Origin of the sequence: Streptomyces sp. NPDC021093, assembly GCF_044333135.1 — a bacterium.
Classification (GTDB): domain Bacteria; phylum Actinomycetota; class Actinomycetes; order Streptomycetales; family Streptomycetaceae; genus Streptomyces.
Genome location: NZ_JBIRQJ010000003.1, coordinates 546889 through 572772, shown reverse-complemented (window position 1 = coordinate 572772; position 25884 = coordinate 546889). Strand labels below are relative to the sequence as shown.

The following is a 25884-nucleotide window of genomic DNA, read 5'->3' as shown; positions in this document are numbered from 1 at the left end:
GTCGTGCCCTCAGTACTCCATACCGTCGTCCACGACACCTTCCACCGCCCCGCACAGGTCGACGGGCCCGCGGCACGGACGCTCGCGGCGCTGCGCAGGTCCCGGCGCGGCGGCCTGCTCGAACGGGCCGGGTGCAAGCGCCTGGACCAGGTGCCGTGGAGGTTACGCACCTTCCCCGTGCTCGCCGCGCTCGCACCGGTGATGACGTCCCCCGAGGGCGAGATCACCTATCCCGGTGACCCGATGTGCCTGTACGCGGCGCTCAGCGTCGTCGTCGACAGCGCCCTGAAGTCCGCCCGGCTCACGGCGGACGGTGCCGAGGACATGCCGTTCACCGATCTGTGTCCCGACTGGCGATGTCCCCCCAGCAAGGAACGGCGCCTGGGCGCGCGGCACGGCCTGCGCCCGGACGCCGAAGCCGCGGGTACCCCCGACAGCGCGGTCTTCGACCCCCGGGTGTGGGACGACCGGGCCCGCGACGACCTCCGGGCCTGCACCCGACGGCTCCGCCCGAAGGTCTTCCTCGTCAGTACGGTCTCGCCGGGGCACCGGTACGCCCTGCAGATGGCCCGGGTGGTGAAGGAGGAGACCCCTGACTGTCTTGTGGTGTTCGGCGGACGGCACATGGACGAGACCATGCGCTACGCCCCGGCCGGCCGGTCCGTCGTCCTGCAGTACAGCAGCACCCTGCGAGCCATCGAGGAGGGGCGTGCGGAGCCGGTGGTGGACTTCTGCGTCAGCGGCGAAGGGTACTTCGCGCTCGACCTCCTGATGAAGGCGATAGCCCTGACCATGGATCTCGACCGCACCCGGGCCCGCGTCCGCGACGTGGTCGAGACCCTGTCCCTGCTGGGAGCCGCCGGGCTGCGCCTGCCGGGAAACTCGCTCCTGTGCGCACGCGACGGCTCGGACCTGCATGCCTTTCCCGTCAGGGGAGAGAAGTACGACCTCGCCGAACTGCCCTCCCCGTACCAGGGGTTCGCCATCCGCTCCCGCTTCCCGGTCTTCCCGGTCCTCGGGGGCGGGCCCGCCAGGACGGCTCACATGACGGTGTCCAACGCCTGCCCCTATCACTGCGACTTCTGTTCCGAGTCGGCTCTCGTCGTCGGCGGGCTGAAGCGCTTCGGAGCGTCGCCGGCCCAGGCGGGACTTGAGCGGGTGTGCGAGTACGTCAGTTACGGCGCCGAGGCCGTCTTCTTCGACGACTCCATCTTCTGGAGCGGCACCTTCCGCGCCATCCGGGAGTTCTGCGCGGCCCTGCACTCCGCCCGCACCGCCACCGGCTCCGACGAACTCCCCGAACGCTGCCGCCGGTGGATCGTCGGGGGCGACGACTGGCAGCGGCTGCGGAACCTGCAGTTCGGCTGCCAGGTGACGGCCGACCTCCTCACCACGCTGCACAGCGAGGACGAGGTGCGCGACATGCTGGACGCGCTGCGCGAAGCGGGCTGCACCTACCTCTACATGGGCATCGAGAGCATGTCGGACGAGGTCATGGAGCACGTGCACAAGAACATCCGCCGGGTCGCCGATCTGCCGTGGAAGCAGAAGGTCCGCACCGCCCTGGCGCGCATACGTGAGGCCCGCATACCCGTGGGCAGTTCGGTCCTCTTCGGGCTGGAGGGCGAGACCCGTCAGTCGATCGAGGAGACCGTCGAGGAGGTCGGCCGGCTCGTGGACGACGGCCTCGTCATGCTGGCCAGCCCGAACATCCTCACCTACCACCCGGCCACCCGGATCACACGTGACCACGACATGCAGGACAGGCTCGACTACCACTCCCCTGACGTCGACAACCGGCCTCCGTACATCTACTTCGAGGAAGCGTTCCCGGGGGTCGTCTCCCGCCGTCTGTCGGAGGACGACATCTGGTTCATCCACGAGGCGACGGCGAAGCGGTGGGGCACCGTCCGCAACTCCGCCGAGCCCGACCTCCTGTAGCCGCCGTTCCCCCGCGATCACCGATCCCCCCGAATCCGCCGATCTCCCGTATCCGCCGATCCCCTCTCATCCCACCGCCGACACAGAGAGCCGCGAGGCACATGAACGACATCCTGGAGACCCTGCGCACCGTCCTGGCCGAGAGGAGCCGCGATCTGCCCGACGACGACTTCCGGCTGCGGGGCATGTGGTGCGTGGACTACCGGTCACAACCCACCGAGTACGAAAGGTTCATGGCCTACAGCTTCGTGCTGGCGCAGACCGTCCGACAGGGGTGCTGCTACGCCGACTTCGGCACCGTCCGGCTCGGTGAGAGCAGCGACGGGCTCATCGGAAAGGACGCACGGCTGGCCCGCGGCAGCAGCCTGGAGGAGGACATCGCCATTCTGGACGCCGCCTTCGGCGCGCTGCCGCGCACTCCGGCGGAGACTCTCACGATCGACGGGCGACCCGAGGTCAAGGCACTGACTCGGGCACGGACCGCGGTCGGCGAAACGATGCGGCTGCTGACGCGCGTGGGAGGCCGCAAGGTCGCCCAGATCGGGGTCATGGGCAACCTCATCCACCACCTCCGCCAGGAGGACGTCGAGATCACCGCCAGCGACTTCGACCCCTGCCTCATCGAGAACGGCATACTCGGCGTTCCGGTGTCCCCCGGAGAGGACAGCGCACGGCTCGTCGCGGAGAGCGACGTGGCGCTGGTGTGCGGCGAGACACTGGCGAGCCGGACCCTGGGGGAGCTGGTCGCCGCCGCCGCGGAGCACGACACCCGACTGGTGGTCTTCGCCGTGACCGGTTGCCACTTCGCGCAGGAGTACTGCGGCACGTTCGGCATCGACACGGTCATGGCCGAACCCCAGCCCCAGTACCTCTTCCAGGGCCCCTCGACGCTGGAGATCTACCGGAAGGACGCCCTCGGGGCTCATGGTCAGCACTGAACCGAAGCCGTCCGGAGGCGTGGGCGGAGCCGCCCGGGACAGGCACTTCGTCACGGGAGTCCTCCCGATCCTCGTGGCCGCGCTGTTGTGGGGCAGCAGCGGGACCGCGGCCAGTTTCGCCCCGGAGGGCGCCTCCGCCCTCTCCGTGGGCGCGGCCAACATGGGCATCGGAGGCCTCGTGCTCCTGGCCGTCGCGGGCCGGTCGGTGCTTCCGGTGCTGCGCGGCGGGGCCCGCACGTGGCGCACCGTGCTGGCGGGCGCGGTCGCCGTGGCCGTCTACCCCCTGGCGTTCTACACCTCGATGGACCTCACGGGCATCGCCACCGGCACCGTGGTCACGGTCGGCTCGACCCCCGTCTTCACCAAACTGTGCGAGGTGATCGGGGAACGGGCCCTGCCGCACGGCCGTTGGATGGGAGCGAGCGCGGTCTCCACGGTCGGCGTCGCGCTCGTCGTCGTCGGACAGCGGCACCCTGACGAGAGCCCGCACGGGACGGGGCAGATCGTCGCCGGCGTCGCCCTCGGCCTGCTGGCCGGTGCGTCGTACGCCGTCTACTCCTACACCGCGGGACGTCTCATACGCCAAGGAGCGTCGTCCCGCCCGGTGATGGGGGTGATGTTCGGCCTCGGCGGGCTCCTGCTGATCCCGGTGCTCGTCGTCACCGGAGGCCCCTTGTTCAGCACCCGTACGGGGCTCGTGGTCGCCGGCTACCTCGCGCTGGTGCCCATGGCGCTCGCGTACTTCCTCTTCGGCCGGGGTCTGACGCACGTCACGGCCAGCACGGCGGCCACCCTGATCCTGATCGAGCCGGTGGCGGCCGCAGTGCTGAGCGTGGCAGTGGCGGGAGAACACCTGGCCCCGCTCGGCTGGGCCGGAATCGTCCTGGTCGGTGTCGGATTGCTCATCCTCGACAACCGCAAGTAGCGTGCCGATACGTCTGGTTGAGCCAACGGCCGGACCGCCGAACCACCAAGCCACCGAACCACCGAACCGAAATGAGGAACATGGAAGCCATGGAGAAGATCGACGCCGGACAGTTCTTCGGCTGCGAGCTGCGGGTGGGTCGGGTCGTGGAGATCGACGACTTCCCCGAAGCCAGGAAACCCGCCTACAAGGTGGCCGTCGACTTCGGCTCCGCCGGCATCCTGCGCACGAGCGCACGGGTCACCCACTACGACAGGGAAACTCTGCGGGACCGGCTGGTAGTCGGCGTGGTGAACCTCAAGAGCAAGCGGGTCGCGGGCTTCCGGAGCGAGTTCCTGCTGCTCGGCTCGTACGACTCCGAGGGCCGGGCTCAACTCCTCGTACCGGCACAGGGCGCAGCACCGGGTGACCTCGTGGGCTGACCGGGGACACCTCGGCGTTGCCGCGTCTCGGCCTGCCTTGGGACGGCTCCCGCCGGATGGTGGGGGCCGCCTGGTCCAGACGGTCTCGTCGGGATGCTGACGTGAATCGTGCAGGCGCGTCTTCCTCTTCCTCCGTGCGCGCCATAGTGTGATCAACATGATCGGACGCCTGTTCTCCCTCGTCATCGACTGTCCAGCCCCGTCTGAGCTCGCGAGCTTCTACGAGAGCCTGCTGTCGCTGCCGCGGGTGGAAGACTCGTCCGACTACGTGGTGCTCGCGAACGCGGCGGGCACGGAGATCGTGACCTTCCAGCGCGTCGGCGAATTCCGGCCGCCCCAGTGGACCGACCCCGAGCGTCCGGCCCAGATGCATGTCGATGTGATGGTCGATGACCTGGATGTGGCAGAGGCGCAGGTACTCGCCCTGGGCGCCACGTTGCTCGAAGGATCGGACAAGCCCATCGGCTACCGGGTGTACGCCGACCCGGTGGGACACCCCTTCTGCCTCCTCACACGCGAAAGCGTGACGCCGAGCCAGTAGCGGCCGCAGCCGACCCGCCCCTCGCGTGCGCACGGCCCGCTCCCCCGTCGGAGAGCGGGCCGTCTCGCTTCAGGGGTCAGCGGAAGATGCTCGCGCAGCCGTAGCTAGTGGCCACCCACTTGTGTGAGCTGATGCTGTTCGCGGCCGGTGAGCCGTTGCTCATCTTGTTGTCCCAGAGGGTGTCGGCGTACAGCTCGCCCCTCTTCAGGCAGCCGTACCCGTTCGCGGTGTCATAGGCGGTGTAGTTGGAGAAGCGCACGGTGGAGTAGCCGTCCTCGATGCCCTTGTTCAGTACGGACTCGGCGTTGTTGGTGTCGCTGCCGGTGAACGGCCCCGCGCCGTCGCCCCAGTCGGCGTCGTCGCCCGCGGTGTGGCCGAGCAGGCCCGAGCAGTTCGGCAGGTTGTAGGCGTACACATGGCCGGACGTGGCCGCCCGGTAGGCCGAGTCGCAGGCGGCCGACGCCTGGGCGGGGGTGGCGATCAGGAGTGAGCCGGCCGCCAGGCCGAACGCTGTCACAGCGATGCCGATGGTGCGCTTCATGGTGTTTCCTCCGTTCGCCCGTGGCCGTCTGCCACGGGAGTCGATGGGGTGACGCGGGTGCGGGCACGGGTCAGCGCGGTGCGCTCCAGCCGTGCGTAGTCGTCGAGCACGTCTCCGTACTCGCCCCGCAGCCCGTTCACGTAGTGGCGCTCCAGCCGGCTGCCCGTCCCGGCGAGCCCGGACGACCCGGCGCAGGTCGCCTCGGCCACCGCAAGCCGTACCTCGACGGCGAAGGCCTTCTTCTCCGGCAGCCCCCGGGTGAGGGAGGGGAGCGCGTCCTGGACCCCGGTCGGGGTCGCGTAGTTGTTCCCGCCCCGGCGCATGCAGGCCGCCCACGCCGACTGGGCAGTGGTGAACTCGGGGTCCCGCATGAGTCTCGACGCGTACAGCGGGGTCAGGTTGGTGGCGATCCTGCTGACGCGGAACCAGGTCTTCAGGTCGCCGTACAGCCACTCCTGGGCCTCTGCCTCGCAGCCGCCGAGACGGCTGCTGATGGTGGCGCCGGAGGGTACGCGAACCTTGAGCACCGCGGTCCCCCGGCCGCCCTCCAGCGCGCTGTCGTAGGCATGGAGGCGGCTCGGTGAGAGCCGTTCGCGGTAGAGGACGTTCGGGTTGGTCCTCCGGGCCTTCAGCACCTTCGCGGTGATCCGGCTGCCGTACCCGTGCCTCTTGGCCCAGCCCACGTCGGTCGACAGATAGCCGGTGCTGCGGCTCTCGTCCGCGCCCGGTGGCAGGCCGACCCAGTACGAGTGGCCCTGCCGGGTCATGCAGTCCCGTACGTGCAGCCGCTCGGCCCGGTTCAGGACCAGGCGGTCCGCATCGGTCAGTTCGCGTACCCGCGGCGGCGCCTCGTCCTTCGCTGTGGTGCCCGATCCGTCCGGTCCCTGTGCCGTGCAACCGGCCGTGGCGATCGAAGCGACCGCCACGGCAGTGCACGCGCGAACGAGCAGGTGCTTCATTGCGGTGCCGCCCCCCTGTGTCACCGCGCCCCGTCAGCGGGTCGCGGTGACACCATCTCCGCAGGGGTGGCTCCAGGGGTACCTCTTATGTACGAGGACGGCCGGGCGGTACGAGGGTGGCCGGGCACTCAGGGCCCCAGGTGACGGAGGTGATCGTGCGGCCCCCTTCGGGGAAGTTGCCGTGGCCCTCGGTCCAGCCGCGGTGCAGACACTGGCCGCCGCCCTCCTTGAAGGTCAGCCGGACATGGTCGTAACCCTCCTGGGGATTGCCGTTGTTGAAGTACGACTTGCGCAAGCCGCAGTTGCTGACCGGGGTGTTGCGGTCGGTCGAGCAGACGGAGCCCTTGCCGTCGGTCTCCGCGTAGAAGCAGACGAAGCCCGGCTGGCACTGATAGGGCTGCGGGGTGGCGCAGTTGGCGCTCTTCACGCTCGGCCATACGCCGTTCTCGCCCGTGTACTGGACGCCGTTGAAGTGCACCGGCACACGGTCGCGCTCGTAGGTGAAGTCGCCGGACGCCAAGTAGCGCTGCTCGTAGTGCAGATGGGCCCAGCCGTTGGCGTTGCCCGTCGCGCCCACCCGACCGATCCGGGTGCCGAGCTTGACCTCCTGACCCACCGTCACGAGCGGCGTCTTCTCGGCTTCGAGGTGGTAGTACGCGGTGAACCAGCCGTTGCCGTGGCTGAGTTGGATGGTGTTGCCGGAACCCGCGTCGAAGTACATCGCGGAGACCTTCCCGGCAGCGGAGGCCAGCACCGGCCGGCCGTCCGAGCCCGGGTTGCCCTCGGCAACGATGTCCAGGGCCGGGTTGTGGTCGTATTTCGGGTCGGGAGACTCGTCGTAGGCGTTGAGCTGCCAGGTGGTTCCGCAGGTAAAGGGCAGCTGGAAATCGGGCTTGCCCGCGGGGAGTTGGCCGGCCGCCGGTGCGACCAGGCTGACCACCGGTGCCGGCGCGCCGACCGCCGGCGCTCCGTCGGCGGGCGCGGCCGCCGCGCCCGCGCCCGTACCGATCCCCAGGGTCAGTGCGGCCGCACAGGCCAGGACCGCCGATCGCAGCCTTCCGGGTGAGTGTTTCCTCGGGTACCGCAACAACATGGGCTTCCCCTCTCGTGGTGGTGGGGCCACAGCGTCCCGGCAGGGACCGGTTCCGCGGTACTCGTACGTCCGAGGGTCAGCAGCTCGTCCGCCAGGCGTGGGAGCGCGGGCTGACCGGGACGTCGAGATTCTCCTTCGTCCCCAACTCGACGCAGCCCAGGCGACCTTCTTTGTTGCCGGGCCTGGAGAAATAGGGGACGTCGATGAGCTTGGCGCCCTGCTCTGGGCCGTGTCCGTGGTTGTAGACGGACTTCACCGGCTTCCCGGTCACCCAGGTGCACCGGATGCCCCCGCCTATCCAGTCCTTCTCGCCGTCGACCCAGGCGCACATCTCGCCCTTGCCGTCCTTCTCGCTGAAGAAGCAGACGCTGCCCTCGACGCACCGTGCGTACCCCTCGTCGGCGGCCTCGCGGCCCTCCGCGAGCGCGCTGAGCGTGAAGCCGAGCGTGGCGGTCACGGCCGTCAGGGCCGTGGTGACGAGCAGCGGTTTCCACAGCCGGGGACGGCGGCCCGGCAGGCGCCAGGTGGCGGGGGAACGGTCGGCCGCCGGTGGCGTTCCGAGCCGCCGCAGCAGTGAACCCGCACTGTGCGCCGCCCGTTCCCGGTGCGTACGGCTCAGGCAGTCCGTGATGATCTGCCGCCACAGCGGCGGGAGTTCGGGCGACAGCCGCAGCTCGTCGATGCCGCGCGCATAGCGCACCGCCGCGTCCCTGCGGGCGGACGGAGTGCCGCCGGGGAGCGGGAGCGAACCCGTCAGGACGACGTGGGCGAGGACCCCGAAGGCCCAGATGTCCGACGAGGAGCGGATCTGCGTGCCGCGCTCGCCCGCCTCCGACCAGAGCAGCTCGGGAGGGGTGTAGTCGGGGGTCGAGAACGCGGGGGCGTACGCGTGCGTGCCCTCCAGCTCGGCCGCGGTGCTGAAGTCGCCGAGCCGGACCGTGCGGTCCGCCATCAGGAGGACGTTGCCCGGCTTGAGGTCACCGTGCACCCAGCCGGCCCGGTGCAGTTGGTGCAGCCCTTCGCAGACCTGGACCAGGAGCGCGGTGAGCGGCCCGTCCTCCCCCGGGGCGCCGGGCGGCTCGCCGAGCAGGGTGTCCAGGGAGCATTCCGCCTCCTCCAGTACGAGGACGGTGGCGCCGTCGAGTTCAGGGTTCGCCGGATCGTCCACCGTCAGGACGTCGTACATCCGGATCAGTCGCGGTGAGCGCAGCCGGCGCAGCAGGTCGACCTCGCGCTCCGCGAGCTCCCGCAGATGGCTCAGTTGGCGCGGGGTGCTGGTGCCGGTCGGCAGGAACTTGAGCGCGGCCCGCACCGGCGTCCCTGGGGCGGGGGCGATGCGCCGGGACGCGTACACGCTGCCGAAGGCGCCTGCTCCCAGGGCACGGCCGACCCGCCAGGGGCCGACCCGGTAGCCGTACGGAACGGAGACGCTGTACGTCCGGTCGCTCACCGGGCCGCCGGTCTTCTCAGCAGGGCGAGGTCCTCTTCGTGTACGAGATCGAAGCGCAGCGCGAGCGAGACGAGCGCTTCCTTCTTGTTGTTGAGCCGGGGCCCCGGATCCACCGAATCGGGCCCGGCCTTGAGGCGCATCTTCAACGCCAGGTAGTCGATGTTCCACTGCACGGCGGCGCGGTTCGCCCCGGGCCAGGCGGGCCGCAGCTGCTCGGTGATCTGCTCGACGGTGGGCGGCGGAGCGTGCGGTTCGCCGCGCAGCCGCAGTTCGCACAGGGCCACGAGGACGAGGAAGTAGCGCTTGGTGTGGTCGAGCGGAAAGGCGAGCGCGGTCCGCTCGCCGCCCGTGACGGGTTCGGGCTCCTGCACGTAGTCGTGGCGCGGCGCCCAGACGTCGAAGCTGAGCAGATCGCCGCCCGCGGGCAGCACGACCCGGGAGAACTCGAAGGGGATGGGGGCCTCGGCCCGGCCCGGTGCGATCTTGACGTGCTCGCCCGCGCCCTCGGGGTTCTCCACCACGTAGGTGGACGCGCGGCTGTAGTTGCTGAGCGTCCAGTACGTCCCGCAGGTGGTGAGCTCACCCGCCGTGCGGGACACCCCGGGATGGGGGATGTCGAGATGGCGGCGGCCGGCGGCCGGTGTGCCGCGGCCGAAGTGGAGCGTGTCGCCCGGCCCCAGTCTGAGCTGGGTTTCCGGGGCGGTGGAGCCCGTGGGCACCACGATGATGCTGTACATGCGGAGTCCTCACGCCGGGGGTGGGCGTCACCATAGGAACTCGCGATAAACAACCGCCAAACGCACACACGTACGGTTCTGGTGGGTGTACGGCGCGTGGCTGCGGCGATCCCCTGCCGGTCCGCCGCCCACCACCGTTCGGCCGCTTCCGCGGCCACACCTCAGCGGCGTCGTGGCTTCTTGTAGGGCGCGAAGGGGTACGTCGCGTCGTTGTCGATCAGGTCGGAGAGGTTCGCGGAGTCGACGTAGTGGTCGACCAGCGCCAGTTCGCTCTTGATGTACCGCCAGTTCGGATCGGAGGGGTCGTTGGCCAGCGCCTGGTCGATCCAGCGTTCCAGCGCACTGGCTCCCACGACCTTCGCACGACAGGCGATGTAGGACGAAATGTACTTTCCGGGGCCTTCCGTCTCCCACGTGTGGTTCTCTCCCGCGGGGGTGACGGTGACCTTGACCCCGAGCTCAAGGAGTCGGATGTCCTCGTACATGGCGGAAAGAGTCTCGTAGATGCTCGCCACGTGCCCCACGGCATGCTTGATCGGATCGTCGAAGCCGCGCATCAAGTTGTTCGCCCGGGTCGTCAGAATGGTCAGATTCGCCGAATCCCTGCCGTCACCGCCGAAGGACGCGTTGATCAAGTGCCCGGCTTTGAAGGTCTCGTTCGGATACTGGTGCCGGGCGTCGTCGATGGCCGGGGGCAGATGGGAATCGGCGTCGCTCCTCCGGTCCGAGAATCCGTACGGTCCCAGCGTGACGGTTGTGTACGTGCCGCCGCCCCTGCGCCGGGGAGGGTCGTAATGCGGACGTCGGAGGTAGTACGCGTGCGGCAACGACGTGACAGGGATGAGCCGCCGTCGCGTGGACGACCCGCCGGAGTGGCCGCCGTGCCGGGAGGAGGTTCCGTGCCCGCCCGCCCGCTGCACGGTCTGCTCCGCCCCTCCCTCCTCGTGCACGGCCCGCTGCACCGCCCGGCCGTCGGCCGTGAGCTCCTCTTCCTCCTCCTCGACCGTCTTCGGCGACCGCTGCACCGGCTGCCCCACGCTGCGTTGAGCGGTGACGGACGGGGCGGTCTTCTCCCCCGCCGCGTAGGCGGCGCCGTCGATTTCCGCGCCTCGTTCAGAGCCCTGGTCGGGGTGGGTGACGGTGACTCCGGCACCGTTGTCACGGCCGGTCTCGGCGATGTTCCTGGTGTTCTTGTCGACGTGGCTGAGCTCATGGCCCAGGGTCGCCTCGTCGCCTACGGCCTTGGCCGACAGGAAGATGTGGTTGCCCACGGTCATGGCCTGGGCGCCCAGGGCGGCGGTGGCACGCTGGGCGACGGCGTCACGGTGGACGCGCGTGGAGGAGAGCTTCGGGTTCTGGAAGAAGGGTTCGGCCTTGGCCACCACGGACGCGGGCAGGGACTCACTGGGGGACTCTCGGGCGGCGGCGAGCAGCGCGCTCTGCCCCTCGGGGCTGGTGTCCGCCACAGCGCCGTGTTCATGGCCGGTGCCGTGTGCGTGCTCCTCCTGCTCAGCACCCGCAACGGAGCGCTGGACCTGTGATCCCGGTGCGCAGTGCCCGCAGCCGGACTCGTGCGCCGGTGCGCCTCCGGCCTGACGCAGCATCTGGACCACCGCCGCGTTGCCCGCGGAACCCTGCAGGGCGAGCATCCGCTGAACTGCCTGGTCAACAGGGGCAGAAGTGGCCCGGGCCGACCGCCCTCGCTGCGGCGCGCGCCCCGGCGTGGCCTTGCTGTTGTCGTCCCGTGCCCAACTCACCTGCGTGCCTCCCGCGCTCCAGAGCGAACCAGGCTCCAGCCTGAACACCGGCGACGGCACGGGCCAGAGGTGCAGGGGCAGACCCGCTGACCGCAAGGGCACACTGCACCCACCTGGACGTACACCTCATTGTGGACAACCGCACCACCCACGGGACCGAGCCGGTCAGGAGGCGGCCACCCGGCCCGCCCGCGTCTCCGCTGCCCGCCTTCAGGACCTGACCGTCGTACACCTGAGACATCAGGCAACCGCGGCCGAATACACATGCAGAAGCGTCCAGTTGTCCCCGACCGCGTCCAAGCGCTCTTGCCATCCTCGGGCGGCAGGCGTTCCATGTCCCGTAGGGCGATGCATGCCGCGTCCCCACAGGGCGATGCACGCCGCGCCGCACACACATCAACGTACGTGCTGTCACAGCACCACGTGTGCTGCGACAGCAGGGCGCCGCGCCGCACCCCGCCTCTCCCCCCGGGGCGCAGTGCCGCGCACGTCCGGAGCGGGCACCGATGCTCATGAACTGTCATGACACGCCCGAGGGAGCAGCATGCGACACGATCTCACCGGTTTCGACCAGGTCGTCCTGCCCGAGTTCGAGCTTCCCTGGACGGCCGGCCTCCACCCCGACGTACAGGCCACACATCTGGCCCTCGTCGACTGGTCCGAGAGCCACGGGCTGCTGCGGGACGCCGCCGAACGCGAGCGCTACGCCGGCTACCGGTTCGCCTGGCTGGCGGGCCGCTGCTTCCCCCGCGCCGACCGGGTGTTCGCCCAGTGGGCCGCCGACTTCATGCTCTGGTTCTTCCTCTTCGACGACGTCACCGCCGACCGGGTGGAGAGCAACGAGCGGGCCACGGACATGGTCCGCCGACTGACCGCGATGCTGGACACGGTCGATCTGGACGCCACCGGCGACCGGCCGCTGCACGGTGAGACGGCCTGGCTCGATCTCTGCCACCGGTTGCGGGAGTTGGCGCCGGCCGACGAGAACTACCAGCGCTGGGCCAACGCGATGCGCATGTGGTTCCTCTCGCTGGCCCTGCAGGTGTTCGACCAGCTGTGCACCAAAGGAGTCGACCCCCGGTCCTACACGGCCTACCGGCAGTACTCGGCCGGCCTCAAACCGCCGTTCGCGGTCGTGGATCTGGCCAATGCAGGACCGATCACGTCCGAGGAGTTCCACGCGCCGGAGGCACGCCTGCTGGAACGTTACGCCTGCAACGTCGTGGCCTGGTCGAACGACGTGCTCAGCTCCCCCGTGGAGGTGCACGAGCCGTCGACCCGCAGCCTCGTCACCGTCCTCAAGGACGCAGGGCCGGGCCGGTCCTGGCAGGACGCCGTCGACCTCGCGGTCGCCCGGACGCACGCCGAGATCGCCCGGTTCGCCGACCTCGCCGCAGTGGTCCGCCGTACCGCAGGACCGCAGATGTCGGGGTGGATCGACGGCTGCCAGGACTGGATGGCCGGCACCATCGCCTGGTCCCTGCGGGACAGCGCCCGCTACGGACGCACCGCCGCCGCGCCCCTGTCGCCCGCGCCCGGCACGGTCGGCTAGGCGACACCCACACGATTAAGGACGTCCGCCCGCCATGAACCTCACCGCCTCTCTGCCTCCTGGGGTCACCCTCACTCCCGACGAGCTCTGGCGTCTGGAGCAGCAGCCATCGATGCTGGAGGAGATCCGCGCCGTCCACGGGGACCTGTTCACGCTCCACCGGCCCGACCAACCGCCGAGGGTGTTCCTCTCCTCCCCCCACCACTTCCGCAACATCCTGCTGCGCCACGACCAGGAGCTGCCCGGGCTCGGCACCACCAGGTACAACGACCTCATCGGCCCCCGCAGCATGCTGAAACTGTCCGGAACGGAGCATCGACAGATCCGGAGGATCGCCACACCACCGTTCGTGGGCGCGTCACTGCAGCAACAGGCCGGTACGGTGCACCGGTTGATCGTCGAGGGACTGAGCGAGCTGCGCGGGCTCCCCTCCCAGCCGCTGTCGCGGACGACCCTCAGGATCACCGCACGGATCATGAACGCCCTGACCTTCCCATCCCTCACGCCCGACACCGGGCAGGCGATGGAGGAGTCACTGACCGCCGTGCTCAACGCCCTGCACGACGCCCGCACGGCCGACCCCGGGCGGCGCGCGTTACTGGACGCCGACTACCACCGGGCCCGCGACGCACTGGATCGTCTGCTGACGGCGGAGATCACCCGTGCCCGTACGGCTGGAAACCGTCACGCCGACGGTTCGCTGCTCTCCGCACTGCTGACCGGACCCGGCCTGCTTCCCGACCACGACATCCGCGACCAGATCGTCAGCGTCCTCACCGGAGGCACCACCACCGCGGCCAACGGCATGTCGATGGCCCTCTACTGGATGCACCACCGGCCCGACGTCGCCGAGCGGCTGACGGCGGAGCTGCGCGCACTGCCCGCCGACGCCCCCGCACTGGAGATCGCGCAGCTGCCCTATCTGTCGGCCGTGTGCAGGGAATCCCTCCGTGTCCCGACCGTCACCCCCACCAGCGCCGCGCGTCGGGTGACGGCGCCCTTCACCGAGGAGGGCTACCACTTCCCCGAAGGGACGGAGATCATCGTCGCGATCCACCTCGCCCACCACGACGAGCAGACCTACCCCGACCACGCCCGGTTCCGGCCGGAGCGGTTCCTCGGCAGGCCCGCCGACCACATGCGCTACCTGCCCTTCGGCATCGGCGCCCACCGCTGCCTCGGCGCCCAACTGACCGAACTGGAAATGAAGCTCACCCTGGCCGAAGCGCTCCGGCTCGACGGCTTCGGCCTGTCCGGCGCGGACGCGGAACTGCAGCCACGCTCGCACGGCGTCAACCTCACCACCCCGCACTCGGTCCAGGTCCGCTACTGCGCCGCCTGAGCACCGGGCTCCACGGTGACCGCCCCCTGCCGCCAGACATCAGGGAGCACTGTCAGTGGCGGATGGCAACATCGGGAACATGACGCAAACGACAGCGTTCGACTGGCGGCCGTTCCTGCTCAAGTGGAGCGGGGAGTGGTCGGATTCCCTGCCCGACGACGAGACGCCCAGCGCGGAGGACGAAGCCGCCCGCCGGGCGCGCTGGTTGGGCTTCCCGCCGGCGCCCGAGGAACGCATCGTGGCCATGGAGGAGCGCCTCGGTCGGCGGATGCCCCCGTCGTACCGGGAGTTCCTCAAGGTCAGCGACGGGTGGCAGCACGCCGGCGGGTTCGTCTGGCTGCTGGCGGGGACCACGGACGCCCGCTGGCACAACAACGAGTCCGAGCTGGCGGACATCTTCGAGGAGGACCTGGACGACGACTCCGACCCTGAAGAGCGCCGGGACGCGGACATCTGGCGGCGCGGACTCCAGCTCGACGTCGAATCCGACATCACCCACGTCCTGTTGGATCCCGAGGACGTGGACGAGGACGGCGAGTGGGCCGTCTACACATGGGCGAGCTGGCGGGCCGCGCCACCCGAACGGTACGCGAACTTCGTCGAGTTCATGCGGGACATGCACCGGGAGTTCCACAGCCTGCGGGCCCGCCCGGCCGACGGGAAGCCGGAGTTCGCCAACGACACGACGCGAGAGCTGGACGCCCTGGTGGAGCAGGCCAGGACGGATGCGCTGCGCGGCGACTGGGAACGGGCCGTGCACGCACTGGACGAGGCGAAGGAGTACGGCAGGCCGCGGGCCGTCGGACTGGGCGACCAGATACGCCGTCTGCTCGGACAGACCTACCTGGTGTACTTCGACGGCCTGGTGAGCGACCCGCGGTATGCGCCCGACCTGCTGCCGACGCTGGTCGCGGAGCACGCGGCGCACTCGTACAGGGACGACTCCACGCTGATGTTCCACCTGCCGGGGGCCGGTGACGACGTGGTGTCGTCCGCCCGCGCGACGCTGGAGCAGGTGCGCGGCGGTACGTACCGGTACGCGGCGGCCGGCCCGTTCGGCACAGCGGTCGAACGGGCACGGGAGCTGGCACGGTGGGGCGACACCGACGGGGCATGGCGGACGCTGCTGGACGCCCTGCCGGAATGGCAGCCGCTGGGACCCGACCACCTGGCACCGCTGGGGTGGCTGGCCGACCCCCTGCTCGGCCCTTTGCTGACCCCGGACCGGGGCCGCGAGCTGCTGTCCACCCCCAGGGGCGGACAGTCCGGCGGGACGCCGCCCCGGTCGGCCGGGATCGACCCGGACGGCCTGGCGTGGCTCGCGGAACCGGACGCCCACAACGACCTCACGTCCTACCGGTTCGTCCTGGTCGAAGGGGTGGAACCGGAGGACCTGCCCGGACGCCTCGCGGACCCGGACGAGGCCGCACTGGACGTCCCCATGACCTCCCACCGGGCGCGCCGCCAACTGCGTGAAGGACAGCGGGAGTTCTCCTCGTACGACGACAGGGCCCTCATGTCGGTCGGCCGGGCCGGCACCCGTTGGAGCTTCGCCTTCGACGGCGATCCCGCGCATTTCCACCCGCAGCGGTTCGTCTCCCCGGCCGCGGCCGCCAGCGCGGGCACCCGCGCGGTGGTCGTGTGGGGCGGTCTGAGGACCTCGCACGGAGAACCGTCCTTCCACCTCTCCGTGGCACTGGACGGTACCGAGCAGTACGCCTTCACGTACGCGGACGGGGAGACACACCGAACGGGACGAATACCACCCGCACTGGACCCGGACCAGTTCTTCGGCTCTGGGGAGGAGAACACCGAGGAGGAGGACACCGGGGCGGAGGACACCGGGGCGGAACGGTCGCTGCTGGAGGCCGTGACCGGCGAGTTCGGTGTCCGCCTACCGCGCCACGCGATCACGAACGGCCGGCTGCACACGTTCACCACCCGCTCCTGGACGCGGCCACCCGAGGACGGGGAGAGCTACACCGTGATCAGCGTGAACTGGGGTCCCGCAGGCTGACCGAGCTGAACGAGCGCGAGCCCCAGTTCGGCCGCGGTGGTCATGAGTTTCCGGAACATCGCTGTTCCTCCCACGAGTTCGACGCCGGGCTGACCCTCGGCACATGGGCCGGGCCGCGTTGTCCGGCATCGAAAGCAAGGCGCGGAACAAACGGATGAGAAACAATCACGGGAGCGATGAGCTACGCGGAGAGGGGTGACGGTGCCACGCAGCGAACGGCCGTTGGAGGACGGGGACAGCCCCGAACTGAGATTGGCGGCGGCCCTGCGGCTGCTGCGGCAGAAGGCCGGCAGCCCCACCTATCGGGTGCTGTCGCAGCGCTCCCACTACTCCGTCACCACCCTGGCCAACGCCGCGGCGGGCCGCGGTCTGCCCTCGCTCCCGGTCACCCTCGCCTACGTCCGCGCCTGCGACGGCGACGTGGACGAGTGGGAGCGGCTGTGGCACAGCACCGCCGCGGACCTCGCTGCGGACGCCGCCCCGGCGGAGAGCGACCGCACCGACGCCACGGCAGCCGACGCGCCGTACCCGGGACTCGCGGGGTTCCAACCCGAGGACGGCGAGCGGTTCTTCGGCCGCGAGCAGGTGACGAGCGCCCTGGTCGACAGCCTGTCTGGACGACGGTTCGTGGCAGTCTTCGGAGCCTCCGGTTCGGGCAAGTCCTCCCTGCTGAGAGCCGGGCTGCTGCCCCGGCTGTACGCGGCGGCGGAGCAGGGGGCCGTACTGCTCCTCACTCCGGGCCCGCACCCGCTCGAAGAGTGCGCGGTCATGCTGGCCGGGCAGTTGGGGACCACCGCCGGGGCGCTGCACGCCGAGCTGGCGGACGATCCGGCGAACCTGCACCGCCTCGTACGGCAGTTGCTGTCCGAGCGGCCCGCCACGGCTGAGGCGGTCCTCGTCGTCGACCAGTTCGAGGAGGTCTTCACCCTGTGCCCGAGCGAGGAGGAGCGGTCCTCCTTCATCACCGCGCTCTGTACCGCGGCGCAGGCTCCCAACAGCCGCTGCCGCGTCGTGCTCGGCGTACGCGCCGACTTCTACGCCCACTGCACGCACTACGCGGAACTCGTCGCCGCACTGGCCGACGGCCAGATCAGCCTCGGCCCCATGACGGGGGAGCAGCTGCGCCAGGCGATCGTCCAGCCCGCCGTGCGCGCGGGGCTGAGCGTCGAGGGCCCGCTCGTGGCGTCGCTCATCGCCGAGTGCCACGGCAGGCCCGGAGTGCTCCCGCTGCTCTCGCACGCCCTGCTGGAGACCTGGCACCGCCGCCGGGGCAACGCGCTCACGCTCGCCGGACACCAGGCCGCGGGCGGCGTGGAAGGCGCCCTCGCACGGACCGCGGAGTCCTTCTACGCCTCACTCGCTCCGGCCCGGCAGCAGCTGGCCCGGCAGCTGTTCCTGCGTCTGACCGCACTGGGCGAAGGCACCGAGGACACCAAACGACGGCTGCCGCGCGCCGAGTTCGACCGCAGCGGCGACGCCGCCGCCGTCCTGGAGCAGGCCGCCCGCACCCGCCTGCTCACCCTCGACGACCTCCACGCCGAGATCACGCACGAGGCGCTGATCCGGTGCTGGCCACGCCTGCACCAGTGGCTGTCCGAGGACCGCGAGAGCCTGCGCCGCCACCGCAGGCTCACCGAGGCGACACTGCTCTGGGACTCCCTCGACGGGGACCCGGACGCCCTGTACCGAGGCGCGCGCCTCGCGATGGCCAGGGAGTTCCTCGACGAGCCGCCGCACCGGAGCGCCCTCAGCGCTCGCGAGCGGGCCTTCCTCGACGCCAGCGTGTCGGCCGAGGAGGACAGGGAACGGCAGGCCGCCCTGCACACCAGGCGGCTGCGTCGGCTCGTCGCCCTGCTGACCGCAGTGACTCTCCTCGCCACCTGTGCGGCGGCCTACGCCCTGTACGTCCAGGGAGAGATCACCCAGCAGCGCAACGACGTCCTCGCCCGCAACGTCGTGACCGAGGCGGACCCGCTGCGGGACACCCAACCCGCGCTGTACGCCCAGTTGATGACAGCGGCCTACCGGCTCTCGCCCGTCGCGGGGGCCCGCGACGGCCTGCTCGGCGCGGCCGCCACGGCACTCCCAGGCCGCGCCCGCAACGTCTCCGCGGTCGCGTTCGACCCCGCGGGGCGCGGGCTGGCGACGGGCGGCGACGCCGTACAGCTGTGGGACGTACCCGAATCCGGTCCGCCGGTGCGAACGGGAGGGGTGGCGGGCACCGGTCCTGTGGCGTCCGTGGCGTTCGCTCCCGACGGCCGCACGCTGGCCGTGGGCGGCTTCGGTCACAGGGCGCAGCTGTGGGACGTGTCCGACCGTCGGCGCCCCGTGTCGGTCGCCACTCTCCACGGGCACACCGGCGTGGTCTTCGCCGTCGCCTTCAGCCCCGACGGGCGGACCCTGGCCACCGGCAGCTACGACCACACGGTGCGGCTGTGGGACCTCACCACGCGCTCACGGCCCGTGGCCCTGGCCGTGGTGACCGGGCACCGCCTGAACGTCAAAGCCGTCGCTTTCAGCCGCGACGGACGGTACTTGGCGACCGGGGGCGACGACCGGACGGTGCAACTGTGGGACGTGACCCGGCCCCGTACGCCGCTCAGGCTGTCGGTCCTCACCGGCCATCGCCACTTCGTCACGTCCCTGGCCTTCGGCCCCGACGGTCGCACTCTGGTGTCCGGCAGCGACGACCACTCCGTACGTCTCTGGGACGTCTCCCGCCCTCGAAGTCCGGCCCCGCTCGCCACGCTGACCGGCCACACCGAAGTGGTGATCTCCGTGGCGCTCAGCGGGGACGGACGGCTCCTGGCCTCGGGGGGCTACGACGGTGTCGCCCGGCTCTGGGACATCACCGACCCGCGCCGCCCCCGGTCCGCAGGAGTGCTCAGCGGCCCCGGAGGCGCCCTCAACACCGTGGCGCTGTCGCCCGACGGACGGACCCTGCTCACGGGCAGCGAGGACAGCGACGCCCGTCTCTGGCCGACCGACCCGGGACGAGCGGCCTCCCAGGTCTGCGCCCGGAGACCGACCGCCCTCACCCGCGCGCAGTGGGACCGCTACTTCCCCGACGTGGACTACGCTCCGCCCTGCCCGGCCCGGAACTGACGGCCTGGAACGACGGTCCGGTGGTCAGCCGACGGGCCCCAGCAGGGGGCTGCCCACACCCCCGGCGTCCTCGCCCTCACCCTCGCCCTCGTCCATGAAGCAGCCGATCCATCCCGCCACGTACTCCTCCCGCGTGATGCGGCCGTCACCGTTCCGGTCGAGCCGCGTCGCGACCGTGCGCGCCAGATCGCTCTCCAGACCCCAGGCGACCAGGAACGCCTCCATCTGGTCAACGGCGGCGACACCGTCGTCGTCGGTGTCGATCACGGCGAACTCGGCCTCGAACCCGGCACGCAGATTGCGCTCCAGGACCGCCGGGTCCCCGAGCGCTCCCGACATCGCCCGACGGAACTCCTCGCGGCTGATCAGACCGTCCCCGTTCGCATCGGCGTGCTCCAGCAGCAAGACCCAGCAGCGCCGCCACTCCCCCGTCAGCACCGTCGCCTTGGCCGAACTCTCCGCGATGCCCGCGGCCCGCGCGATCGACTTGCCGAGAGTGACGAAGTCCTGTTCCTCCAGTACTCCGTTGGCGTTCGCGTCGAGCGTGTCGAAGGTGAGGTCGTACTCGCGGCCGCGCACATCACTGGTCATGGAACCTCCAAGGGAAACGAACTGACCACCGGACCATGGTCGTTCAGCCGCGCGGCCAAACCCTCTGACACGCATCGCGCCCCATATGGCACTCGTTGGCGGTACGGGAGCACCGCCGCCTTGACCGCCGCCCCTGCGCCTCCGCACCCCCGAAACGGCCAGGAAGGCACGCGCCGCCGCCGCACGAGCGGGCACCGAGCCCCTGCCGTTGTGGCTGGCCGATCAGTATCTGCACAGCAGGGGCAGCATCGCCGGTGCCGACGGCTCCCGCACAGGGGTGGTGGGCGTGAACTTCGGCGGAGGGGGCGAGACCGCCGCGGTCGTGTTCGGGCAGCCCTGGCGCCGCTACTGGCCGGTGGCAGAGAAGTGCTGGTAGTCCGGGTTGCCCCACCGGCCGCCCCACTGCCAGCCCACCTGTGCCATCGCCTTCGTCACCACATCGCCGCGCCGGATCATGCCCTGGAGCGCCCGGTCACGGCGCAGGTAGCGCCGGCCCCCGGCGGGATGGACCCTTCCGTAGGCGTCGACATAGGGGTTCTCCACCGTGTTGATGTCCACGGCGTCGCCGTACGAGTGGCGGGAGAGCTTGTACGGATTGCCGGTCACCCGGCGGCAGTTGTACGCCGAGGTGTTGTCGTCCGCCATGGCGGCCTCGTCGCTGCCGCGGTACTCGGCCAGCACCCTCATCTTGCGGATCGGGAAACGGGCCTTGAGCATCTTGCCGAACACCTGGGTGACGGCGGGAACCACCCGCTTGTGCACGATGAGTTCCCCGCGGTGTACGCGTCCGTCGAAGCCCCAGTGGTTCATCCGGATCAGCCGGAGGTCACGCGGAGCCACGGGGCAGCCGGGACGGTGGGTGAAACGAAGTTTCACCGTCGGTACCGCGGTAACCACGGCGCCCAGCGTCGGGGCCGCGGCGACGGCCGGCAACGGGCCCGGCGCCACGGGAGTCTGCCCGGCCGCCGGGCCGGGCGCGAGCAGGGCGAGAGGCAGCGTCAAGGCTGCGAGGCGAAGTCCGAAATTCACGAGCGCAACCTAGGGCGAAGATCATTGCGCCGTGCACCGACACGACTGCCGCCGTGAGATGAGAGGCCGATCGGACCAACGCGGGCCGCGCACGCACACGGAGCCGTGGACGTTCTCCTCCCGATCCGTGCGGGACCACCGGCTCCCGGGGCGGGAGGCAGAGGGTGGGAGGCAGGGGCGGGAGGCAGGGGGCGGGCACTGCTCGGTGCCCGCCCCCTGCCTTTCGTGGCCGACCGCGGGTCAGGCCTTGGCGGCCTGCGCGTCGGGGGCGGGCGCGGGAGTGTCCAGGCGCCCTGTCCTGCGCAGCCCGTACAGAGCGGCGGCACAGGCCGCGCCGAGTGCGAGCAGGACCAGCCAGGGGAGGGCGGAGAGTCCTGCCGCGCGGGCCGCGTCCAGCGACGCGCCCGTCAGCAGGTTTCCGAGGGTGATGCCGATTCCGCAGATGGTGTTGTAGAGCCCGTAGTGCGTGGCGACGAGCTTGTCACCGGAGAGACGGACGATGGTGTCCATCTCGAAGGGGTAGGCGATCATCGTGCCGAATGCGAGCAGCAGGGCGCAGAGCATCGGCGGCACCGCCGCGAGGAGCCACCGCCCCGTCCCACCCGCCGGTACCGCGACGACCGTCGGTGCCAGCAGAGGTACGAACGCCAGGCCCATGGTCAGCAGCCCGCGGGCGAGCGCCTGGCCGGGCTCCAGGTGCTCCTTGCACCAAGCGGTCACGCGGGTCTGGCACACGATGGTGCTCAGCCCCGAGACGGCGAAGAGCAGCGCCACCGCAGCCGTGCCGCCCGGTCCTTCGCCGCCGATCCTGCGCACTTCGAGCGGGAGGGCCAGATACACCTGGAAGGACAGGACGTACGAACCGATCATGGCCGCGGAGAAGAGCAGGAACGGCCTGTTCCGTACGACCGTGCGCCATTGCGACAGCACGCTCTTCTTGCCGGTGTTCGTCTCGGAGCCCTCGTCGGTCTTCTCGTCGGTCTTCTCGTCGGTTTTCTTGCCGGTGCCCCGCCGGGCGTCCGGCGCTCGCCGCGCGGGCAGTGCGCGGATCTGCACGATGCTCAGCAGCGCGAAGATCCCTGCCGCGACCAGGCAGGTGACCCGGAAGTCCACGCCGGTCAGCACCATGCCGACCAGCGGGCCGAGCAGGATTCCCGCCTGGTAGAAGACGTTGAACAGTGCGAACGCCTCCACCCTGCGCTCCCCCGCGTCGGCAGCCAGGTAGGCCCGGACCGCCGGGTTGAAGAGTGCGCCCGCGAGGCCCGTCGCCGCGGACGCGGCCAGGAGTGCGGGCAGGGAGTCCACCAGCCCCAGCGTCACGAAGCCGACGGTGCGCAGTACGCATCCGGCCACGATCAGCGGCTTGTAGCCGAACTGGTCCGCGAGGGTGCCGCCGACCAGGAACATGCCCTGCTGGCTGAAGTTCCGTACGCCGAGGATGAGTCCGACCAGCCAGCCGGCCAGACCGAGCGTCCCGGAGAGGTGCGCCGCCAGGTAGGGCATGAGCATGTAGAACCCGAGGTTGATGGTGAACTGATTCACCATCAGGAGCTGGACGCTGCGCTCGTACGAACGCAGCTGTTTCACGATCCCCATCAGCGGGCCCCCTCCGTCCGGGCGCGGGGGGCGGCGATCTCCGTGCACCGGGTCCAGCTGGTGACTTCCTTCTCGTCCTGCCGCCCGATGACCTGGGGTTCGAGTGCCGGCGGCGGGTCGAGGAGTCCGTGCCGGGTGCAGTAGTCGTCGTCGTAGACCGTGCCCAGGTAGCGCTGCGGGCCGTCGGGGAAGACCGCCACGATCCGCGCGTCCGCGGCCTGGGTCCTGGCCAGCCAGCCCGCTGCGAGCGCCACCGCGCCCACGCTCCAGCCGCCGGTCGCGTAGTGCGAGCCGGCCAGCTTGCGGCAGGCCCACACGGCTTCGTGCGGCGCGACCCAGTGCACCTCGTCGAACAGGTCGTAGGCGACGTTGCGCGGGTAGATGCTGGAGCCGAGCCCGCGCATCAGGCGGGTCCTGGCGGGCTGCCCGAAGATCGTCGAGCCGATGGTGTCGACGCCCACGATCCGCAGGTCGGGGTAGAGCTGGCGCAGCACCCGGCCGACGCCCGCCGAGTGTCCGCCGGTGCCGACGCTGCACACCAGTACGTCGATGTGGTGGAGTTCCGCGGCGAGTTCGAGGGCGAGCGGGGTGTACGCCGTGGTGTTGTCCGGGTTGTTGTACTGGTCGGGGCACCAGGAGTCCGGCTGCTGTGCCAGGAGGTGCCGGACCCTGTCGCGGCGGGCCTGCTGCCAGCCGCCCGTCGGGTGGGGTTCGGCGACGAGGTCGACCTCCGCGCCGTAGACCGTGAGGAGCCTGATCATCGACGGTTCGAGACCGGGATCGGTGACCAGGGTGACCGGGTGCCCGTAGACCAGTCCGGCCAGCGCGAGCCCCAGACCGAGCGTGCCGCTGGTGGATTCGATGATCCGCCCGCCGGGACGGAGGTCGCCGCGTGCCCGCGCCCGCTCGACCATGTGCAGACCGGGACGGTCCTTGATGCCGCCGGGGTTGAAGCCTTCCAGCTTCGCCCAGAAGCCGCGGCCGGGCGGCGTGAAGGGTTCGGAGATCCGCAGCAGCGGGGTGTTCCCAACGAGTCCGGTCAGGTGTGAACGCGTCGAGTGGGCATGGGTGTTGTTCAACGACTGCATGGTTTCGCTCTCGTTCGATGAAGCACACGGGGGTGGGTTTCACTGCGAGCGAGAGCTGCTAAATCCGCCACCGGCAGACGGTGCTGAGTGTCTGTCGACAGGTGCGTGGTGCGTACGGTCTTCTCGTACGGTCGCGCCCGACGCCGGACCGGGCCGCGACCAGTGCGGCTTCCGCCCTGGTGAACGCGAGCAGCAGCGGCACCGCGACGGGCGGGCCCGCGGCGGCGCCGCCCGAAGGCACCACCGCGATCGGCAGGCACGCGGCCTCGGCGTCCTGCTGCTGCTCCTGTTCCTGCTCCTGCTCCTGCTCCTGCTCCTGCTCCTGCGGCCACGGCATCTCGGAGTGGTCGTTCACCGCCGGGTGGGCGATGCTCTCCACTCCGTGCACATGGCCGTCCTGAGCGTGCGTCACGGAACACATGACGGCCATGAGCAGCAGGCTGCCGAGAGCCAGCAGGATCAGTCGGGTGCGCGGGCCGGTCCGGTGCGGGAGGTGAGGGAGGTGAGAGAGCACAGGGATGTCCTCTGCGTGACCGCAGCGTCTCGTCGCGTGAACGCGCGAGGCAGCGGTGTCCGTGGGGGCCGGGACGGGAAGGTGCGTACGCGTCCCGACGCCCGCCCTTCACAGGGCTGGACGCTGGTCGCCGCGTACCTTCGGGGTCTAGACCCTCTGAACCACAGAGGCCCTTGTGCCTGTCCTCACCGACACGGCCCTGTCGTCCGCGCTCGGGGACCGGCCCTCACCAGGTGTGGCACGGACTGCCATGCGGGGCAGCGGCACGAGACCGGGAGCGGTCAGGCCGGGCCCCTGTGGAGGCTGGCCGGCCGCACAGCCTTCACCCGGCTGCTCCGGCCCGTGCCCACCGTGACCGCCGTGACCGCCGTGACCGCCACGCGACGACCCGACGGTCCGCTCGACCGGATGTACCTCCACGGCCTCGCCTGCCAACGTCACCTGCGCCGCGGCCAACGACCCTGCGCCGGTGGCCAGATGGCCCTCGGTGCTCTCCGTGCTCACCCCGTGGGTGAGCACGAACCCGAGCACGAGCGCGACCACCCACAGCAGGCGCAGCGGCCCCCGCGAAGAGCGGGTCCGCGCCATACCGAAAGGCGACCGTTCCGTGACCACGCCGTAATCTTGTCCAGTAATTTCTCGTTGACACATCGTGACCCAAGAAGAGCAGCGGCCCCATGGGCTCGCTGCTCCCGGAACCGGCCCCGAACCCGGCTCCGGACCCGGACCCGGACGAAACCGGCTCGGATCCCGCAGGCCGGGCTCAGAGGTCGCGTCGGAAAGTGACGCGGTCCAGGGAGGGGCCGTCGTAATCCGCGATGGGGGCGGAGGGGGTGAAGCCGAGAGCCCTGTGGAAGGCGATGGAGCGGTCGTTCTGCGGGGACGTGATGGCCTTGACGGAGGTTCGGCCGTTCGCACGGGCCATGTCGAAGAACCGCTCGTAGAGGAAGCGGCCCAGGCCGGTGCGCCGCCAGTCGGGGGCCACTCCGGTGAAGTGGATGTACGCCTCCTGCGGGTTGGACGGGGAGAGGAAGCCGATGACGAAGCCCGCCAGCTCGCCGTCGCGCTCGGCGACCAGGCTGGTGTCGTAGAAGTGGTTCACGAACACCCGGGTCAGATCGCGGGAGGCGGGCCGGCCCCACCAGTCGTCGACCACTGAGACGACGGTGTCGAAGTCCTGCGGCACCGCCGCCCGCGTCGTGAAGGGCTCCAGCGTGCGCACTTCCGGCGCACCGAGCTTCCTGCGGAAGGCCACCCGGTCCTGGCCGGGACCGTCGTAGTCGCTGTGCACGGGCAGGCCGTCCACCGTGCGGTCGCCCGCGTCCGGCTCGAAGCCCAGGGCCCGGTGGAAGGCGATGGATCCCGTGTTCCCCGGCGAGGTGACGGCGCGCACCTCGGTGCGGCCGGCCGCTGCCGCGCGCTCGAAGAAGGCGGTGTAGAGGCGGCGGGCCACTCCCCGCTTGCGCAGCGCGGGGTCCACGCCGACGAAGTGGATGTACGCCTCGTGCGCGTGGTCGGCGGAGTGGAAGCCCACCAGGAACGCCCGGATCCCGCCCTCGTCCTCCAGGACGAGACTGGTGTGCGCGAAGTGCTGCAGGAACAGCCGGGGCAGCAACAGCGAGAGTTCCCGGGCCTGTTCGGGGGTGCGGCTGTCGCCCCACCACCGCTGTACGCACCGCACGAGTGTCGGGTAGTCGGCCGTTCGGGCCTGGCGTACGTCGTACATGTCCTGCCTCTCTGTTCTGT

At 70.6% G+C, this 25884-nt stretch carries 21 protein-coding genes; 9 read left to right on the top strand and 12 right to left on the bottom strand.

Going from position 1 to position 25884, the window contains the following annotated elements:
- The first annotated feature begins 3 nt into the window (after positions 1–3).
- From ACH4SP_RS11210 to ACH4SP_RS11190, 5 genes are all read left to right on the top strand, one after another.
- Positions 4–1941 carry a B12-binding domain-containing radical SAM protein gene (locus ACH4SP_RS11210; protein WP_398413034.1) on the top strand — a complete coding sequence of 646 codons (1938 nt, stop codon included), beginning with the start codon at positions 4–6 and terminating at the stop codon, positions 1939–1941.
- A gap of 101 nt (positions 1942–2042) precedes the next feature.
- A complete protein-coding gene (locus ACH4SP_RS11205; protein WP_398413030.1) occupies positions 2043–2879 on the top strand; it encodes a Rossmann-like domain-containing protein in 837 nt (278 codons plus the stop codon).
- Positions 2866–3804 (top strand): DMT family transporter, encoded by a 939-nt coding sequence (locus ACH4SP_RS11200; RefSeq protein ID WP_398413027.1) that lies wholly within the window; start codon positions 2866–2868, stop codon positions 3802–3804. Before ACH4SP_RS11205 ends, ACH4SP_RS11200 begins: the two co-directional genes overlap by 14 nt.
- A gap of 71 nt (positions 3805–3875) precedes the next feature.
- A complete protein-coding gene (locus tag ACH4SP_RS11195) occupies positions 3876–4226 on the top strand; it encodes a tRNA-binding protein (protein ID WP_398413024.1) in 351 nt (116 codons plus the stop codon).
- A 157-nt stretch (positions 4227–4383) separates the two neighbouring features.
- Positions 4384–4767, top strand: a complete 384-nt coding sequence (locus tag ACH4SP_RS11190) for a VOC family protein (RefSeq protein ID WP_398413022.1) — start codon at positions 4384–4386, stop codon at positions 4765–4767.
- A 76-nt stretch (positions 4768–4843) separates the two neighbouring features.
- On the opposite strand, the gene ACH4SP_RS11185 is transcribed toward ACH4SP_RS11190, so the two are convergent.
- The 6 genes from ACH4SP_RS11185 to ACH4SP_RS11160 all read right to left on the bottom strand — a co-directional run bounded on the left by ACH4SP_RS11185 (position 4844) and on the right by ACH4SP_RS11160 (position 11196).
- The gene (locus ACH4SP_RS11185; RefSeq protein WP_398413020.1) at positions 4844–5308 is read right to left on the bottom strand and encodes a hypothetical protein; all 465 of its coding nucleotides are present in this window, start codon (positions 5306–5308) and stop codon (positions 4844–4846) included.
- Positions 5305–6267, bottom strand: coding sequence for a hypothetical protein (locus tag ACH4SP_RS11180; protein ID WP_398413018.1), 963 nt, complete (start codon positions 6265–6267; stop codon positions 5305–5307). The genes ACH4SP_RS11185 and ACH4SP_RS11180 overlap by 4 nt, the downstream gene beginning before the upstream one ends.
- A gap of 85 nt (positions 6268–6352) precedes the next feature.
- A complete protein-coding gene (locus ACH4SP_RS11175) occupies positions 6353–7360 on the bottom strand; it encodes a peptidoglycan DD-metalloendopeptidase family protein (RefSeq protein WP_398413016.1) in 1008 nt (335 codons plus the stop codon).
- Positions 7361–7436: 76 nt separating this feature from the next.
- Positions 7437–8810, bottom strand: a complete 1374-nt coding sequence (locus tag ACH4SP_RS11170) for a protein kinase (RefSeq protein ID WP_398413013.1) — start codon at positions 8808–8810, stop codon at positions 7437–7439.
- Entirely contained in the window at positions 8807–9547 is a 741-nt protein-coding gene (locus ACH4SP_RS11165; RefSeq protein ID WP_398413011.1) for an FHA domain-containing protein, read from the bottom strand. Before ACH4SP_RS11165 ends, ACH4SP_RS11170 begins: the two co-directional genes overlap by 4 nt.
- A gap of 161 nt (positions 9548–9708) precedes the next feature.
- Positions 9709–11196, bottom strand: a complete 1488-nt coding sequence (locus ACH4SP_RS11160) for a DUF4157 domain-containing protein (RefSeq protein WP_398413010.1) — start codon at positions 11194–11196, stop codon at positions 9709–9711.
- A gap of 652 nt (positions 11197–11848) precedes the next feature.
- Here ACH4SP_RS11160 and ACH4SP_RS11155 point away from each other — a divergent pair.
- The 4 genes from ACH4SP_RS11155 to ACH4SP_RS11140 all read left to right on the top strand — a co-directional run bounded on the left by ACH4SP_RS11155 (position 11849) and on the right by ACH4SP_RS11140 (position 19320).
- On the top strand, positions 11849–12856 hold the full coding sequence (locus ACH4SP_RS11155; protein ID WP_398413008.1) for a terpene synthase family protein: 1008 nt from the start codon (positions 11849–11851) through the stop codon (positions 12854–12856).
- Positions 12857–12890: 34 nt separating this feature from the next.
- A complete protein-coding gene (locus ACH4SP_RS11150) occupies positions 12891–14198 on the top strand; it encodes a cytochrome P450 (protein ID WP_398413004.1) in 1308 nt (435 codons plus the stop codon).
- Positions 14199–14277: 79 nt separating this feature from the next.
- Complete coding sequence (locus tag ACH4SP_RS11145; protein ID WP_398412999.1) at positions 14278–16215, top strand: SMI1/KNR4 family protein; 1938 nt, start codon at positions 14278–14280, stop codon at positions 16213–16215.
- Between the two features lie 201 nt (positions 16216–16416).
- A complete protein-coding gene (locus ACH4SP_RS11140; RefSeq protein WP_398412996.1) occupies positions 16417–19320 on the top strand; it encodes a hypothetical protein in 2904 nt (967 codons plus the stop codon).
- 24 nt (positions 19321–19344) lie between these two features.
- Here ACH4SP_RS11140 and ACH4SP_RS11135 read toward each other — a convergent pair whose 3' ends face one another.
- From ACH4SP_RS11135 to ACH4SP_RS11110, 6 genes are all read right to left on the bottom strand, one after another.
- Positions 19345–19911 carry an EF-hand domain-containing protein gene (locus tag ACH4SP_RS11135; RefSeq protein WP_398412994.1) on the bottom strand — a complete coding sequence of 189 codons (567 nt, stop codon included), beginning with the start codon at positions 19909–19911 and terminating at the stop codon, positions 19345–19347.
- A gap of 345 nt (positions 19912–20256) precedes the next feature.
- Complete coding sequence (locus tag ACH4SP_RS11130; RefSeq protein WP_398412992.1) at positions 20257–20913, bottom strand: M15 family metallopeptidase; 657 nt, start codon at positions 20911–20913, stop codon at positions 20257–20259.
- 267 nt (positions 20914–21180) lie between these two features.
- Positions 21181–22536, bottom strand: coding sequence for an MFS transporter (locus tag ACH4SP_RS11125; protein ID WP_398412989.1), 1356 nt, complete (start codon positions 22534–22536; stop codon positions 21181–21183).
- Positions 22536–23615, bottom strand: coding sequence for a PLP-dependent cysteine synthase family protein (locus tag ACH4SP_RS11120; protein WP_398412987.1), 1080 nt, complete (start codon positions 23613–23615; stop codon positions 22536–22538). The genes ACH4SP_RS11125 and ACH4SP_RS11120 overlap by 1 nt, the downstream gene beginning before the upstream one ends.
- Before the next feature lie 67 nt (positions 23616–23682).
- A complete protein-coding gene (locus ACH4SP_RS11115; RefSeq protein WP_398412985.1) occupies positions 23683–24138 on the bottom strand; it encodes a hypothetical protein in 456 nt (151 codons plus the stop codon).
- A gap of 763 nt (positions 24139–24901) precedes the next feature.
- Positions 24902–25864 (bottom strand): GNAT family N-acetyltransferase, encoded by a 963-nt coding sequence (locus ACH4SP_RS11110; protein WP_398412983.1) that lies wholly within the window; start codon positions 25862–25864, stop codon positions 24902–24904.
- Between the last annotated feature and the right edge of the window lie 20 nt (positions 25865–25884).